This window comes from Cupriavidus sp. UYPR2.512, assembly GCF_000379565.1.
Classification (GTDB): Bacteria; Pseudomonadota; Gammaproteobacteria; order Burkholderiales; family Burkholderiaceae; genus Cupriavidus.
This window is the reverse complement of record NZ_KB902854.1, coordinates 85,352-101,111: the sequence shown is the minus strand read 5'-3', so window position 1 is coordinate 101,111 and position 15,760 is coordinate 85,352. Positions and strand designations below refer to the sequence as shown.

15 protein-coding genes are annotated in these 15,760 nt (G+C 66.0%); 5 read left to right on the top strand and 10 right to left on the bottom strand.

Annotated features, from left to right (window positions below; translation table 11 throughout):
* Positions 1–255 precede the first annotated feature (255 nt).
* Complete coding sequence (locus A3A5_RS0105190) at positions 256–699, top strand: cupin domain-containing protein (RefSeq protein ID WP_018309556.1); 444 nt, start codon at positions 256–258, stop codon at positions 697–699.
* Positions 700–779: 80 nt separating this feature from the next.
* On the opposite strand, the gene A3A5_RS0105185 is transcribed toward A3A5_RS0105190, so the two are convergent.
* Complete coding sequence (locus A3A5_RS0105185; protein ID WP_018309555.1) at positions 780–1,427, bottom strand: TetR family transcriptional regulator; 648 nt, start codon at positions 1,425–1,427, stop codon at positions 780–782.
* Positions 1,428–1,591: 164 nt separating this feature from the next.
* On the opposite strand from A3A5_RS0105185, the gene A3A5_RS0105180 reads away from it, so the two are divergent.
* Positions 1,592–4,879 (top strand): bifunctional cytochrome P450/NADPH--P450 reductase, encoded by a 3,288-nt coding sequence (locus A3A5_RS0105180; RefSeq protein ID WP_018309554.1) that lies wholly within the window; start codon positions 1,592–1,594, stop codon positions 4,877–4,879.
* A 66-nt stretch (positions 4,880–4,945) separates the two neighbouring features.
* Here the strand turns inward: A3A5_RS0105180 and A3A5_RS0105175 are convergent, their stop codons facing one another.
* The 6 genes from A3A5_RS0105175 to A3A5_RS0105150 all read right to left on the bottom strand — a co-directional run bounded on the left by A3A5_RS0105175 (position 4,946) and on the right by A3A5_RS0105150 (position 9,934).
* Complete coding sequence (locus A3A5_RS0105175) at positions 4,946–5,287, bottom strand: zinc ribbon domain-containing protein YjdM (protein WP_026200472.1); 342 nt, start codon at positions 5,285–5,287, stop codon at positions 4,946–4,948.
* 58 nt (positions 5,288–5,345) lie between these two features.
* Positions 5,346–5,729, bottom strand: a complete 384-nt coding sequence (locus tag A3A5_RS0105170) for a hypothetical protein (protein WP_026200471.1) — start codon at positions 5,727–5,729, stop codon at positions 5,346–5,348.
* Positions 5,730–5,864: 135 nt separating this feature from the next.
* Positions 5,865–6,875, bottom strand: coding sequence for a tripartite tricarboxylate transporter substrate binding protein (locus tag A3A5_RS0105165; protein ID WP_018309551.1), 1,011 nt, complete (start codon positions 6,873–6,875; stop codon positions 5,865–5,867).
* Between the two features lie 114 nt (positions 6,876–6,989).
* Positions 6,990–8,048, bottom strand: a complete 1,059-nt coding sequence (locus A3A5_RS0105160) for a 3-keto-5-aminohexanoate cleavage protein (RefSeq protein ID WP_018309550.1) — start codon at positions 8,046–8,048, stop codon at positions 6,990–6,992.
* Positions 8,049–8,098: 50 nt separating this feature from the next.
* Entirely contained in the window at positions 8,099–8,941 is an 843-nt protein-coding gene (locus A3A5_RS0105155) for a TauD/TfdA family dioxygenase (protein WP_018309549.1), read from the bottom strand.
* 12 nt (positions 8,942–8,953) lie between these two features.
* The gene (locus A3A5_RS0105150; protein ID WP_026200470.1) at positions 8,954–9,934 is read right to left on the bottom strand and encodes a quinone oxidoreductase; all 981 of its coding nucleotides are present in this window, start codon (positions 9,932–9,934) and stop codon (positions 8,954–8,956) included.
* Between the two features lie 160 nt (positions 9,935–10,094).
* Here A3A5_RS0105150 and A3A5_RS0105145 point away from each other — a divergent pair, with 160 nt between their 5' ends.
* Positions 10,095–11,093 carry an AraC family transcriptional regulator gene (locus A3A5_RS0105145; RefSeq protein ID WP_018309547.1) on the top strand — a complete coding sequence of 333 codons (999 nt, stop codon included), beginning with the start codon at positions 10,095–10,097 and terminating at the stop codon, positions 11,091–11,093.
* A 9-nt stretch (positions 11,094–11,102) separates the two neighbouring features.
* Here A3A5_RS0105145 and A3A5_RS0105140 read toward each other — a convergent pair whose 3' ends face one another.
* Entirely contained in the window at positions 11,103–11,522 is a 420-nt protein-coding gene (locus tag A3A5_RS0105140) for a PaaI family thioesterase (RefSeq protein ID WP_018309546.1), read from the bottom strand.
* A 307-nt stretch (positions 11,523–11,829) separates the two neighbouring features.
* On the opposite strand from A3A5_RS0105140, the gene A3A5_RS0105135 reads away from it, so the two are divergent.
* Positions 11,830–13,236: a selenium-binding protein SBP56-related protein gene (locus A3A5_RS0105135; protein WP_018309545.1), complete on the top strand. Its 1,407-nt coding sequence runs from the start codon at positions 11,830–11,832 to the stop codon at positions 13,234–13,236.
* Positions 13,233–13,898, top strand: coding sequence for a hypothetical protein (locus tag A3A5_RS0105130; RefSeq protein ID WP_018309544.1), 666 nt, complete (start codon positions 13,233–13,235; stop codon positions 13,896–13,898). The genes A3A5_RS0105135 and A3A5_RS0105130 overlap by 4 nt, the downstream gene beginning before the upstream one ends.
* Positions 13,899–13,907: 9 nt before the next feature.
* Here the strand turns inward: A3A5_RS0105130 and uraD are convergent, their stop codons facing one another.
* Together uraD and A3A5_RS0105120 are read right to left on the bottom strand one after the other, a co-directional pair.
* The gene (gene uraD / locus A3A5_RS0105125) at positions 13,908–14,426 is read right to left on the bottom strand and encodes a 2-oxo-4-hydroxy-4-carboxy-5-ureidoimidazoline decarboxylase (protein WP_018309543.1); all 519 of its coding nucleotides are present in this window, start codon (positions 14,424–14,426) and stop codon (positions 13,908–13,910) included.
* Between the two features lie 125 nt (positions 14,427–14,551).
* Positions 14,552–15,496, bottom strand: coding sequence for a LysR family transcriptional regulator (locus A3A5_RS0105120; protein WP_018309542.1), 945 nt, complete (start codon positions 15,494–15,496; stop codon positions 14,552–14,554).
* Positions 15,497–15,760 lie beyond the last annotated feature (264 nt).

Below are 15,760 nucleotides of genomic sequence, written 5' to 3'. Positions count from 1 at the left end.
TCAACTCCATTGAAATGGGAAAGCGAGCCAGGAGCAAGTGACATTGCGCTGGGAGCAATGTTTGCCGACGCACATTGGCCGCGGCAATCGTCGATTCCTGGCGATGACTTCCCGTCGTGGGCCGCCTAGAATTTCCAGACATCAAGAAAGGAGGCACCCGCCTGGCACCGTGGCCGGCTAGCTTTGGAGCTACCGCATGCTTCGGACCCGGGTAGCATTGCCACGGCATCGTTCTCACTGACGGAGCAGAGAAGTATGAAACCAGAACCATTTGTGGTGACTCCGGATACTTTTGCACGCCCGCTCAACGTGGTGGGAGAGCGGATCACGGTGCTGGCATCCAATGCCGCCACGCAAGGCTATGAGGTATTTCTGCAGCAGGGCGAAGAAGGCAGTGGCCCACCGCCCCATAGCCATGACTGGGACGAATCGTTCTACGTTACCAAGGGGACGGTCGAAATCGGCTATGGCGATCAAGCGATCACTGCTATCGCTGGCACCTTTGTTCATGTGCCAGCCGGCACGGTGCATTATTTCCGTTTCGGCTTCGGCGGCGGCGAAATGATTTCAGTCACCAGCCACGGCGGAAACGCATCGCGCTTATTCACGCGGCTCGATGAAGAAATTCCGCCAGGCGCGCCAGACATGGAGAAGCTGTTGGCGGTGACGCAAGAGTGTGGCGTCACAATTTCAGGGTGAGCGCTGGCCTGGACACTCCCCTTCGCTTCGACCGCCGCTTCGGCTGAGGTCCTGCCTTCTGCGGGCTTCGTCGCAACCTGCTACGCAGCCACAGCCTTGCGCTCCCTGCCTGATTTCGTTCCCGGCTGGGCCTTCGGCCCTGCCGCGCCCTGCAGCAGCCAGCAACTCAACTGCACCGAGCGCGCCATCAGCCTGCGCCGTCCGGCAGCATCGGCTTCGATGTAGTCGACGCATTGGTGGAAAAGGTATGAAACGACGTACGCGCAGACGTCGTCAATAGCCGGGCGTGAGAGCTTGGGACACAGCCCCAGCCGCTCGATGTCTTCCGCCATCTCGGCAGCGATGTCATCCAGCACCGTGCGAATGGCAACGCGAAGCGCGGGCTGCGGGCCCGTGATCCCGCACACACCAACGATGAATGCATCCGGGTGATGCTGCGCGTACAAGAACAGGGCTTCGCAGGCACGTGCGGCCACTTCACCGGGGTTGTCCCGGGCGGCGGCCCATCGGACCGCACGCAGCATTGGCCGCAGTTCAGCGCTTACCTCGGCCATGGCGGTGATGGCCAGGTCTTCCATGTCGCTGAAATGCCGGTAGAACGTGTTGGGATTCAGGCCGGCCTCGCGCGCGATCTCGCGCAGCTTGAGTGCCGCAAAGCTGCGCTTGGCTGCGGCCAGCCGCAACGCGGCGTCGATCAGGCGGCGTTTGCCGTCGGCAATGGCTTCCATGAATGCGGTTTAGTAGCAGGACTCGGTTTTTGCCGGACATGCTTCGTTGACAGCATGTCTACGGTTGTCTACGCTTGCGCCGGTAGACAGATGTCTACGTTAAATGAAACGGCCGCACGTGGCAAATCGCGTGTCAGCGCCCGTTCAGGAGACACAGCCCTGCCATGCCGCCGCCCATTGAGCTATCAAGCCCCGACCAGGCCTCCGACGCGCCGCATCAATCCCCTGCCCGCTCCATGCATACCCCCGTCCCTGAGCCCATCCCGCGCGACCCGGGCTGGCCGCTGGTGGGCAACCTGCTGCAGATCACACCCGGTGCGCTGGGCCAACACCTGCTGGCGCGCAGCCGCCACCATGACGGCATCTTCGAGCTGAATTTCGCCGGCCGGCGCGTGCCGTTTGTGACGTCGGTGGCACTGGCCACCGAGTTGTGTGATGCCGCGCGTTTCCGCAAATACATCGGCCCGCCGCTGTCCTACCTGCGCGGCATGGCCGGCGACGGCCTGTTCACCGCACGCTCCGACGAGGCCAACTGGGGCAAGGCGCACCGCATCCTGATGCCGGCGTTCAGCCAGCGCGCGATGAAGGGCTACTTTGACGTCATGCTGCGCGTGGCCAACCGGCTGGTGGACAAATGGGACCGGCAAGGCCCGGATGCCGATATCGCGGTCGCAGACGACATGACGCGGCTGACACTCGATACCATCGCGCTGTCCGGCTTCGGCTACGATTTTGAATCGTTCGCCAGCGCAGAACTGCACCCCTTCATCGAGGCCATGGTCGGCGCGCTGGAAGAGGCGATGTCCAAGCTGACCCGCTTTGCCCTGCAAGACCGCTTCATGCATGCGGCACACCAGAAGTTCGACCAGGACACCCGCTTTATGCGCGACCTGGTGGACGACGTGATCCGGCGGCGGCGCGCGGGCAATGCGGGCGAACCCAGGGGCGGCACGGCCAACGACCTGCTCGGCCTGATGCTGGAAGCGCGGGATCCGGACACCGGCCAGCGGCTGGACGACGAGAACATCCGCAACCAGGTCATCACGTTCCTGATTGCGGGCCACGAGACCACCAGCGGGCTGCTCACCTTCGCGCTGTATGAACTGCTGCGCAACCCGGGCGTGATGGCACAGGCTTACGCCGAGGTGGACGCCGTGCTGCCCGGCGACGCGGCGCCGGTCTACGCCGACCTGGCGCGGCTGCCGGTACTGGACCGCGTGCTGAAGGAAACGTTGCGCCTGTGGCCCACCGCGCCCGCCTTCGCCGTGGCGCCGTTTGAAGATACGCTGCTGGGCGGCCGCTACCTGATCCGCAAGGACAGGCGCCTGTCGGTCGTGCTGACCGCGCTGCACCGGGACCCCAAGGTCTGGGCCGACCCGGAACGCTTTGACATCGATCGTTTCCTGCCTGAGCAGGAGGCAAGGTTGCCGCACCACGCCTACATGCCTTTCGGCAACGGGGAGCGTGCGTGCATCGGCCGCCAGTTTGCGCTGACCGAGGCCAAGCTGGCACTGGCGCTGATGCTGCGCCATTTCCAGTTCACCGACGCGCACGACTACCAGTTCCGCATCAAGGAAACGCTGACGATCAAGCCAGACGGATTCACAGTGCGTGCGCGCCGGCGCCGGCCGCATGAGCGGATCGCCGCGGCGCCGGTGGCCGGGACCGCGCAAGCGCCGCAGGCGGGTCCCGATGTGCGGGGCGGCGGCAGGCCGCTTGCCGTGCTGTGCGGATCCAGCCTCGGCACCGCGCGCGAACTGGCTGAGCAGGTGCATGCCGGCGCGCTGGCGGCAGGCTTTGATGCGACGCTGCGCGACCTGGACGATGTGGCCGACGCGCTCCCGCCCACCGGCGTGGCCGTCATCATCGCCGCCACCTACAACGGCCGCGCGCCAGACTCGGCAAGGCGCCTCGAAGCGCTGCTCGATAGCGGCGCCGCCAGCGGCTACCGCGCACCGGCGCTGAGCGTGGCCGTGCTGGGTTGCGGCAACTCGCAATGGCCGACGTACCAGGCCTTCCCGCGCCGGGTCCATGAATTCTTCACCAATGCCGGCGCCAGTCCGCTGCTGCCGCGTGGCGAAGCCGACGGCAACGGCGACTTCGACCAGGCCGCGGAACGCTGGCTGGCCTTGCTGTGGCAAGCCTTGCAGGCCGGTGACGGCGTGGGCGGGCCAGCCCAGGGAACGCCGCCGGTCCGGGTGCAGATGAGAGACGTCGCCGGGATCCGCGCGTCCACGCTGCCGGCAAACACCCAGAACTTCACGGTCCTGGCCAACACCGAGCTGGTGAACGATCCATCCGGCCTGTGGGACTTCTCGCGCGAGGCGCCGCGGACTTCCACGCGCGATATCCGCCTCAGGCTGCCCGAAGGCGTGCGCTACGCCACGGGCGACCACCTCGCTGTCTATCCGCAGAACCAGCCCGAGATGGTCGCGGCCCTGTGTGAGCGGATCGACATCGACCCGGAAGCCATCGTCACGTTGTCCGCCTCCGGCGGCGCCGCACGCGGCCTGCCGCTGGGCGAGGCCCTGTCCGTGCGCCAGCTGCTGACCCATTTTGTGGAACTGCAGGACGTGGTGTCGCGCCATACTTTGCGCCTGCTGTCGCAGTCTTCGCGCTGCCCGGTCACGCGCCAGGCCCTGCAGCAGCTGGCCTCGGACGACGCCGAGACCGGTTACACCGCCCAGGTGGCACCGCGCCGGCTGGGGCTGGCCGACGTGCTGGACCGCTTTCCCGCCATCGAGCTGGATCTGGCCGCCCTGCTGGCTTGCACCGTGCCGATGCGGCCGAGGTTCTATTCGATTGCCTCATCGCCGCTGGTCTCGCCCGACGTGGCAACCATCACCGTCGGCACGGTCTGGTCTGCGGCGCTGTCGGGCCACGGACTTTTCCGCGGCGTGGCTTCTACCTGGCTGCAGGGCCTGGCGCCCGGCGCCATGGTGGCGGGCGCCATCCGCACGCCCAATCCCACCTTCGCACCCGCGGCAGATCCGGCCACGCCCATGGTCCTGATTGGCCCCGGCACAGGCATTGCGCCGTTCCGCGGCTTTCTTGAAGAGCGGGCCGCGCAACAGGCGGCCGGGCAGCCGGTGGCCCCCGTGCAGCTGTACTACGGGTGCCGCCATCCCGCGCACGACTGGCTCTACCGCGACGACCTGGAGCGATGGCAGGCACAGGGCGTGGCGCAGGTCCACCTGGCCTGTTCGGTCGTGGATGGCGAGCCGCGCTACGTGCAGGACCTGCTGTGGCAGCGCCGTGCCGATGTCTGGGCCCGGCTGAACCAGGGTGCGATCCTTTACGTGTGCGGCGACGGCCGCCACATGGCGCCCGCGGTCAGGCAGGTGCTGCTGGAAATCGGGGCGGAGCAAGGGGGCATGACGCCGGAGGCGGCGTCGGACTGGCTGGCGGAGCTGGTCAGCGCGGGCAGGTACCGGCAGGATGTCTTCAACTGACGCCCCGGCCCCGCCACGGCACGGATGCGCGTGAGCAGGGTGCCTTGGCGCAGGTGCAACGCCCGCTCACACCTTCCTGACGAACTCCGATTTCAGGCTCATGGCACCAAAGCCGTCGATCTTGCAGTCGATATCGTGGTCACCGTCGACCAGGCGGATGTTCTTCACCTTGGTACCCATCTTGACCACACCGGCCGACCCCTTCAGCTTCAGGTCCTTGATGACGGTGACGGTGTCCCCGTCCTGCAGGACATTGCCTGCTGCATCGCGATACACCCTGGCCTCCGGTTCGGCCGTCGCCGCGGCCTGCGCCGACCATTCATGCGCGCATTCCGGGCAAATGTAGAGGCCGCCGTCTTCATAGGTGAACTCGGAATGACATTTTGGGCAGGGAGGCAAAGCGCTCATGGGACTCTCGGGTGTCTGGCCAGGGCCGTAAAGGAGCGGAAGTATACCGCCCCCCCGCCTATGGCAACACGTCAGGCGGCAGCACGCTCCATCCCGAAACGCTACCGGACGTCGTCAGGCGCTGGCTCCTGAGGACGCCATTCTCGTCGAACTCGAAGAACACCGTCGACGATCGGATCGCGCCGCCGGCGAACAGCGGGCCAATGAACGGGAGAAAACTCTCAGGGTGCGGCCTGGAGGCCGCGAACGAATAGATCAGGATGGTCGACCCGTTGACCAGGGTGGTCTGCGACGAGGGCTTCCCCAGCTGGCTGGTAACGTCGTCGAGGGTGGAGAAACCGAGCAGGAAGTTCGCCATTTGCTCCTGTTTCACCTCGACGCCTGTCGATACGCAGGCGGCCAGCATGACGCAAGTCACAATCAATGCGTGAGCAGGCTTCATGTCGTCACCGCCATACTGTTTGCGCCGTGACGGGAACGCGTTGGAGAGCACCCGGCAGGCCATGCAAAAAGCATACAACTTTGCTGAACGCTGCGCTGAGGCGCCCGCAGGGCGCCTGCCCTCCTTGCCGGCCCCCTACTCCGGCACGAAATGTATCGACCGCAGCAACTCCGCCTGCCGCTCATGGGCGGCGCGCGCATCCTTGGACAGCGCCTCGCTGCTGAGCGGCTGCCCGGCGTCCATGCCCATGGCCTCCACGCGCTCGCGGTAGCCGGGCTGCTGCACGATGGCCAGCGTGGCGCTGCGGATCTTTTCCTGCACCGCCGCCGGCACGTCCGGTGGCAGCCACACCCCCATCCAGCCGGGCTCCGTCATCGCCGGGAAGCCGACTTCAGCGAAGGTCGGCACATCCGGCAGCGCGGGGATGCGCTTGGGATACGCCACGGCATAGGCCTTGAGCTTGCCGGACTTGATCAGCGGCAGCGACGTGGCCAGGCCGTCGAACATCAGCGGCACGTGGCCGCCCATCACATCCTGCAGCGCGGGCGGCGATCCCTTGTAGCCGACATGATTCATGTTCACGCCCGCGAGGCGGTTGAACTGGACGCCAAGCGTCTGCCCGCGCATGCCGGCGGCATAGGAGGCATAGTCGATCTGCCCGGGCTTGCTCTTGATGTAGGCAAGCAGTTCGCTGAAGTTCTTCGCCGGCAGCTTGGGGTTGCCCACCAGCACCAGCCCCGTCCGCGCCACCTGGGCAACGGGTTTCAGGTCCTTGAAAGGATTGAACGAGACCTTCAGCGCCAGCGGCGTTTCAGAAACGATGCCGCCCTGGATCAGCAGCAGCGTATGCCCGTCGTGCGGCGCGGAAAGCAATGTATTGACCGCGATCGCCCCGGCGCCGCCAGGCTTCTGCTCGACGATCACCGGCTTGCCCAGCGACTGCGTCAGCCCCTCGGCCAGCAGGCGCCCGAGGAAATCGGCGGTGCCGCCGGCGGGGCCGCCGACCACGATCCTGACCACCTTGGTCGGCCACGCCTGGGCACAGGCGGTCGATGGGAGCGCAGCCGGCAGCGCGACCGACAGCGCCAGACCGAACATGCATGACAGCGACGCCCTGCGGCGTGCCGACGGTTCTGCTTGATTCATTGTTGTCTCCGAATGTGCGAGGGTTGTTCAGGGCAGCGGCCGGCTTCATCGTGAGCCGGTGATTTGCCGCCCTTGCCCTTCTGCTGGCGGATCGCCAGTGCCAACCGACACAGGTCAGGCGGCCTTGCGCAGGAAGCCCTGATTGCCGCCATTGCGGTTCGGCGCGAAGCCGTTGGCCTCCAGCGTCTCCTCGACCGTGTCGTAGAACACGCCGATCTTCTGGATATCACGCGCTTCCTGAGCCGTTGCCACCTTGCGGCCAAATTCGCCCGCGATGCGCACCAGCTGCTCGATCTGCTTCACCGTGCTCATCTTGGCCGTGCGCGACTGGTTCCACAGGCAGTCCTCGGTCCCGCATCGCGCATGCAGGCCCAGCGCAATCCCCATCATGTTGACCGGCAGCACGTTGCGCACGGAGCTTTCGACGGTCAGCACCGCGCCATCCGGGACGGCGCGAACGATGTTGGCGAGGTTGAAGACGCTGGGCGCATCCATGCCGCCGCTGATCGCCACCCAGTTCATGACCAGCGGGCCCTTGTACACGCCGCGCCGGATCAGCCGCTCCACGGATTCGAAGCTGTTGATGTTGTAGCACTGGAATGCGCTCTGGATGCCGGCGGCGGAAAGGCGCCGGATATGCTCTTCCACCCAGCCAGGCTGAGCAGGAACCGTCATTTCCTTGTATGCATTGAAGATCGCGGGATTCTCACGCGAGGTGCCCTTGAAATCCGCGAGTTCCGCATGCTCCGTCACGTTCATCTGCGATGTGTTGACCGTGACGGTCACCTGGTCCGGAACGGGGTCGAGTTCGGCAAGCATGTGGCGCGTGTCGTCGGACAGCCACTTGGCGGCATCCCCCTCGTTTTCCGGCGCAAAGCTGATCGATCCGCCCACCTGGATGATCATCTCCGGCACCGCCTTGCGCACCCCGGCGATCAGCTCGTTGAACTTGGACAGACGCTTCGAGCCCTTGCCGTCAAGCTCGCGCACATGCAGGTGCAGCACAGTCGCGCCGGCGTTGTAGCAGTCCACGGCCTTCTGGATCTGGTCTTCCATCGTCACGGGGATGTCTTCCGGGAAATCGGACGGCAGCCAGCCCGGTGCGTAGGGTGCCGCGGTGATGATCAACGGCTGCTGGTTTTCAGGGAACAGGGATCCATCGAGGTAATTCACGGCATGTCTCCATTGATAAAGGCACGTGGCCTGGCGGCGGCTGGCGCGCCTTAGAACGGCTTGTCGCCGATGATGGCGGCGCGCTCCATCTTGCGCGGCGCCGGCCAGTAGTCCTGCACCGCGTAGTGCTGGGTGCAGCGGTTGTCCCAGATGGCCACACTGTTGGGCTGCCAGCGGAAACGCACCTGGTATTCGGGAATCGCCGCCTGGCTGATCAGGTAGTTCAGCAGATGGCTGGCGCCCGGGGTCTTGTCCTGTCCGTAGCGCACGTTCTCGGGCGTATGGAAGTTGGCGAAATGCGTGGAGAAGCCGCAGACGTAGAGCGCCTTCTCACCGGTTTCCGGATGCGTGCGCACCACCGGGTGCTCGACCATGGGGTACTGCGCGGCAAGGCCGGCGCGCTTTTCCGGGCTCATCGCCGCGCCGAATGAATGCTCGATGCTGTGCTTGGCGCGCAGGCCGGCGATACGCTGCTTGATTTCCTCGGGCAGGTGCTCGTAGGCCGCCGCCATGTTTACCCAGATGGTGTCGCCGCCGACCGGCGGGCATTCGATGCAGCGCAGCACGCAGCCCATGGGCGGGGTTTCGCGCCAGCTGCCGTCGGTGTGGTAGCTGTTCTCGTAGTTCTCGCGCTTGTCGCTGCGATAGATCTGGACCAGCCCGGGATGGTCGGGATCGCTGCCGGCCACGGGATGGTCTTCCAGTTCGCCAAAGCGGCGCGCGAACGCCACGTGATCCGCGCGGGAGATCTCCTGGTCGCGCAGGAACAGCACCTTGTGCGTGAGCAGCAGGGACTTGATCTCGGCAAACAGCGCTTCGTCGCGCGCGGCATCGGCCAGGCTGACGCCGCTGACTTCGGCGCCGATATTGCAGGTAAGGGGTTGGGCTCGCATGGGGACGCTCCTTTACAGCACAAAGATCGAAGACCCGGTGGTCTTGCGTGATTCCAGGTCCCGGTGGGCCTGCACGGCATCCTGCAGCGCATAGCGCTGGTTGATTTCGATGCGGATACGGCCAGCGGCAACGTGGCCGAACACCTCGGCGGCCAGTTCGGCCTTTTCGGCGGGGTCCGCAATGTAGTCGGCCAGCGCCGGACGGGTCAGGTAGACCGAGCCCTTCCTCGCCAGCAGTTGCGGGTCAAACGGCGGGATGGTGCCGGAGGCCGTGCCGACGCAAACCATCAACCCGCGCCGCTTCAGCGAATCCAGCGACGCCATGAAGGTGCTCTTGCCCACGCTGTCGAAGACCACGGACACGCCCGCGCCATCGGTCAGCTCCCGCACCCGCTTTGCCACGTCCACATGGCTGTAGTTGATGATGTGGTCGCAGCCATGGGCACGCGCCACCTCTGCCTTGGCCTCGGTCGAGACGGTGCCGATCACGGTCAGGCCGAGCAGCCTGGCCCATTGCGAGACGATCAGCCCCACGCCGCCGGCAGCCGCATGCAGCAGGATGGTTTCGCCACCGCTGAACGGGTAGATGCGGCGCATCAGGTAGGCCGAGGTCAGGCCGCGCATGGTCATCGCTGCCGCGGTCTCGAAGCTGATCGCTTCCGGCAGGCGGATCAGCGGTGCGGCGGGCACCAGGCGCTCGGTGCTGTACGCGCCCAACGTGTTGATAAAACCGGTGTATGTGACGCGATCGCCCTCCGCGACGTGGGTCACGCCCGGCCCGACCGACTGCACCACGCCGGCTGCCTCCACGCCCATGCCGCTGGGCAGCGGCACCGGGTAGGTGCCATTGCGGAAGTAGGTGTCGGCATAGTTCAGCCCGACGGCGGCGTGGCGGATCCGCACCTCGCCCGGGCCCGGATCGCCTGCCTCGGCGTCCTCATAGCGGAGGACTTCGGGCCCTCCGGTTTCGTACATGCGAATGGCTTTTGCCAAGGCTGTCTCCTGATTGTCGTGTCCTGCCCGCGCCGCTATCATTGGCGCGACGGTAACGATTGTCAGACAGCCATGGCGCGGCACCCTTGACCGATCGCGCCAGGATTTGACATTTGATGACGGACACGACCGACGCCCCACCCACTCTCGCGGCAGCCTTATGACCGTCCTTGTTCGCAGCGCTTCCCTGACCAAATACCTGGCGATTGCCCGGGGCGCGGGCCTGGATCCGGTGCGCATGGTGGCCCAGGCCGGCCTGGACCAGGCCTGCCTGTACACCCCGGACCTGCGCATCCCGGAAGCGCGCCTGGCCGAAGTGCTGGAGGCCTCGGCGCGCGTCACGGCCTGCCATTCGCTTGGCCTGATGGTGGGGGAATCGTGGCGCCTGTCAGACTTCGGCCCGGTCAGCCTGCTGCTGCAGCACCAGCCCACGCTGCGCCACGCACTGGCGGAGATCGAGCGCTACCGCCACTGGCTCAGTGACTCCATCTCCATCCTGGTCACGGAATATCCTGAGATTACGGTGCTGCATGTGACGTTGCAGACGGGCCGGCACCAGCCCGGCAGACAGGCCATGGAACTGACCGTTGCCGCCCTGTACAGCCTGATCCGCGCCATCCTGGGCGCATCCTGGAAGCCGCACAGCGTGCACTTCGCCCATGCGGCGCCGGCCGATCTGCAAATCCACCGGCGCCTGTTCGGGCAACACATTGAGTTCGGTTCGGAGTTCGACGGGCTGGTGCTCGCCAGCGGCGACCTGGACCGCGTCAACCCCCTGGCCGATGCCAGCCTGGCCGGGTACGCCAGGGGCTTCCTCGACCTGCAGCCGGGGGCCGGCAAGCCGTCCATCGCGGCCGATGTCCGGCGCACCCTGCACCAGCTGTTGCCGCGCGGCCGCGGCGCGGTGGAACAGGTCGCGCAAAGCCTTGGCATCAGTCCGCGCACGCTGCAGCGCCAGCTGGAGCAGGACGGCGACACCTTCTCCGCACTGGTCAATGAAGTGCGCCGCGAGCTTGCGCAACGCTATCTGCAGGATCCGCAGCGGCCGCTCGCCCGGGTCGCCACGCTGCTGGGGTTTTCGGAACCCAGCGCATTCTCGCGCTGGTTCGCGGCACAGTTCGGCAAGTCGCCGACACGCTGGCGCCAGGACGGCGCCTGAGACGTACTGCTACTTCAGGTACTTCATCGTGGCGACACCCGTTGCCACCAGCAACTCCCCGTCCAGCCACACCTCTGCGCGCGAAAAGAAGATCGAGCGTCCGCGCCGGTCGACCATGCCCTTTGCGGTCAGCAGCTTGCCCGTCCCGTTGCTCAGGAAGTTCGATGTCAGCGACAGCGTGACCGCGTGGCGCGCGGCCTCGCCCGGCGCCGAGTAAAGGCCCGAGTAGCCAGTGGCGGCGTCGAGCAGGGTGCAGAGGGTGCCGCCATGCACCACCCGGCTGCGGTTGAGCATATTAGGCGCGAGCGGCAGCTCAAGTTCTACATAGTCGTCGCGCCATTGGGTGATCCTGACACCGATGCTCTCCAGTGCCGGATTGTCCAGGCAGAACTCTTCATCCCCCTCACCCCGAGGTTTCACCGCATCCATTGCTTGGCTGTCCATTAAGCTGATCGTTTCCCTGATACCGGCGTAGCGCTTGTTGCGCGCGCTGGCCCCGGAGCCTCATTTCTGCTTGATTTACGGCTTTTCGTAAATCTCTATTTCACGAAGCGCCTCTTTTGCCAGCATGAATATGCCCCGTGGGGGCTATTCGCTTGCCGCGCCTGCGCCGCCTTTGACTCGGTATTGAGAACGACCTAGGCTAAGTAGGCTTCCCCTGCACCTTGGCCACGCACCACTGCCAAGTGATGTACCGGCGACGTTGCGACGTCCTGCAAAACCTGGAGGGTTCACCATGAACATGCGGCCAGATCCGACGTTTCACGCCTCGCCGGAACTCGCGATAGCGGCACCAGCGGAATCATTTGCCTATACGGTGCTGCTAAGCCCCGACGCCTCGCAGCCGGACGCGCTCGCGGTGATCGACGCCAAACCCGGCTCGCCCACCTACAGCCAGGTGGTGCATACCGTGCCGATGACCAACAAGGGCGATGAGTTGCACCATTTCGGCTGGAATGCGTGCTCGTCGTCGTTGTCGCCGCTGACCGGCCATGCGTTTCTCGAACGGCGCTACCTGATCATTCCGGGCATGCGCTCTTCGCGCCTGTATATCATCGACACCAAGCCGCACCCGACCCAGGCTCGGATCCACAAGATCGTTGAGCCGGACGAGATCTTCCGCAAGACCGGCTACTCCAGGCCCCACACCGTGCACTGCGGGCCGGAGGGCATCTACGTCAGCACACTCGGGGGTAGTGGCCCGGATGGCACGGACGGCTCGCCCGGCATCTTCATCATGGACTGCGAGACCTTCGACGTGCTGGGCCGCTGGGAAATCGACCGCGGCGATCAGGAGAAGCATTACGACTTCTGGTGGAACCTGCCGCGCGACTACATGGTGTCCAGCGAATGGGCCCTGCCGCCGCAGTTCGAGAACGGGCTGGTGCCCGAGGACCTGCTGGGCAACCGCTACGGGCACAAGCTGCATTTCTGGGATCTGCGGGCGCGCCGCAACGTGCAGACCATCGACCTGGGTGCCAATCACCAGATGGCGCTGGAAGTCCGGCCTGCGCATGATCCGATCCGGGAATACGGCTTTGTTGGCGTGGTGGTCGATACCACCAACCTGGAAGGCTCGATCTGGACCTGGTGGCGCGAAGGGGGCAAGTTCCACGCCGAGAAGACGGCAACCATCCCGCCCGAAGCCGCCGATGCCAGTCTCTTGCCGCCGCTGCTGCAAGGCTTCGGCGCGGTGCCGCCGCTGGTGACCGATATCGATCTGTCCCTCGACGACAAGTTCCTCTACGTGTCCTGCTGGGGCACCGGCGAAATGCGGCAGTACGACGTCACCGATCCGCGCAAGCCCAGGCTCGCCGGCTCGGTCCATATCGGCGGCATCGTCCGCCGCACGCCGCATCCCAACGGCAAGCCCTTCACCGGCGGCCCGCAGATGGTCGAGATCAGCCGCGACGGCAAACGCGTCTACTGGACCAACTCGCTCTACTCCACCTGGGACAACCAGTTCTATCCCGATGGCATCCCTGGCACGCAGGTCATGGCGCATGCCGGACCAGACGGCGGGCTGACGCTGGCCGATGACTACTGGGTCGAGTTTCCGCAAGGCTACCGCGCGCACCAGATCCGGCTGGAAGGCGGCGATTGCTCGACAGACTCGTTTTGCTATCCCTCGGTCAAGGCTTGAGCGGTCACGCCTGGGAACAGATCGGCCTCTGGTCGGCAGTGCTGGCCAGCGGCCTCTATCACGGCATCAACCCGGCCATGGGCTGGCCGCTGGCGGTATCGAACGGCTTGCTGGCGCATAGCAGCCGCGCCCTCCTTGCCGCGCTGGGTTACCTGGCTTTCGGGCACGCGCTCGCGGTATTGGCGGTAACGCTGCCTTTCGGCATGCTGGCTGCCCTGGTCGCCTGGCAAGCGCAGATCCGCATCGGCGCCAGCGTGCTGCTGATTGGCTGCGGCATCGTGCTGCTGCTCAGGCGCGGCCACCCGCGGGTATTGGTGCGCATCGCACCATCGCGGCTCGCGCTATGGTCGTTCGCGGTGGCGATCGCACATGGCGCCGGCCTGATGCTGGTGCCGATCTATCTTGGCCTCTGCCGTGCCGGGACAGACCCGGGGCATCAGGCCGCCGCCACGCTCGCCAGCGCCAATCTGGGCATGGCGCTGGTGGTCAGCGTCATCCACACCCTGGCCATGTTCGCCATGGGTGGCGGCATGGCATGGCTGGTCTACCGCTTCCTGGGACTGAAGTTCGTGTCGCGGAGCTGGTTCAACCTGGAGGCGGTCTGGGCCGCCAGCCTCATCCTGGTGGGGATGCTCGCGCTGGGTCTTGAAGCCTTTGGATAAGCGCTGGACTCAACCGGCCAGCCGCGCCGCCAGACGCCCGCGCGTGATCGCGGCGATCTGTGCCAGCGCTTCGTCAAGCTCCTGCTGAGTGCTGCGGCCAAGCCGGCGCTCGAACGCGGCGAAGATGCCTTCGCGGGTGTAGTGGCGCACGCAGATGATGAACGGGAAGCCGTGGCGCGCCTGGTAGTCCGCGTTAAGCTGGTCCAGCGCGGCCTCTTGCTGCGCCGACATCGCATCCAGGCCGGCACTCTTCTGCTCGGCGTTGGAATCGGCCGTCATCGTGCCCGCGCGGATATTGCGTGCCGACAGCTGCGGGTGCAGGTTCAGGAAATCGCGCTGGCGCGGCTCGTCAAGCTTGCGCACCACGTCCATCATGGCGCCATGCAGCGCCGTTGCCGACGCAAACGGCCGCTGCGCCCAGGCACCCTCGGCGGCCTGCGCAAAGTGTTCGAACACGCTGCCGAAGGCATCGGCAAAGGCTGCTTGGTCCAGGGCGTTGACCGACGCCAGGTCGAGTGGTTGAGACATGGATGCTTCTCCCGTAGGGATCCCGCGCATGGGGAATCGTTGGATACGGGGGCCGAGTATAGAAACGGCCCGCCGCAGCGGCGAGAGCCCGCGCCCTATAGATCCCATAACAGAAACCGATACCGCTAGCGACGCATATCGCGCAGGTCGCGCAGCTCCTGCGAGGCGGCGGTCAGCATGCCGCGCAGCCAGACATGCGCGGCCGAGCGGTGGCGCGACGGATGCCACAGCTGGTAGAAGCGCATGAACGGGAACTCGATCGGCGGCTCCAGCACCGCAAGCGGCACATGCTGCGCATGGTAGTTGGCGAAGTGGCGTGCGGTGGTCAGGATCAGGTCGGTGCCGGGGATCAGGCTGGGCGCCAGGTTGAAATAGGGACAGCTGACGCGGTTGTCGCGGTGCACGCGCATGGTGCTCAGGCCCGCATCGACCAGGCCGCGCTGGTCGCGCGAATACGGCGTGGGCACGATATGCGAGGCGCCCAGGTAGGCTTGGGCGGTGAGCTTGCCGGGCTGCGCATGCACGCTGTCCTGCGCCACCACGCACACCACCTCGTCTTCCAGCAGCACGGACAGGTGCAGGTGCTCGGGCGGGTTGGGCCAGTTGCCGATCACGATGTCGACCGACCCCGCCGACAGCGCCTGCTCGTAATCGAAGGTGGCCCCCAGCGGCAGCGCCGACAGCCGCGCGTGCGGCGCCGCACGGCGCACCGCGCGCACCACGTGCGCGAAGAACGGCGGCGCCAGGTAGTCCGGCATGGCCACCACGAAGCTCTGCTCGGTGGTGGCGGGATCGAAGCGGTCGTCCGATACCAGCAGGTTGTCCAGCGCGCTGAGCGCGGCCTGGGCATTGCGCGCCAGCTGCAGCGCGCGCTCGGTCGGCACCATCACGTTCTTCTCGCGCGTGAGCAGCGGGTCGTTGAAGATCGCACGCAGGCGCTTGAGCGCGGCGCTGATGGCAGGCTGCGACTGGTTCAGGCGGATCGCCGTGCGCGACACGCTCTGCTCGGCGATCAGGATGCACAGCACGCGCAGCAGGTAGGTATCGAACGGGTCGTCGGCGCGAATCATGTTGGGTCCGTGGCAGGAATAGTGGAGGCCTGGCGGGTGCGGCTGGCGCCGCTCCGGACGGCAGCGCCATGCCAGGCAATGGCGACTTTGTAGCGTGTCGCGCACCGCACGGCAACCGGTACAACCCGGACGAGCCTGCCCGATCCGCGTGCGCGCACCCCGTAAAACGGCCTGCCTAGGGTAATCCATAGGTCCGCCAAGGCCTGGCCGCAGCACCCGCAAACCCGCGCCACGCAAGGGATTACAGCCCATATCGGTGCTGCT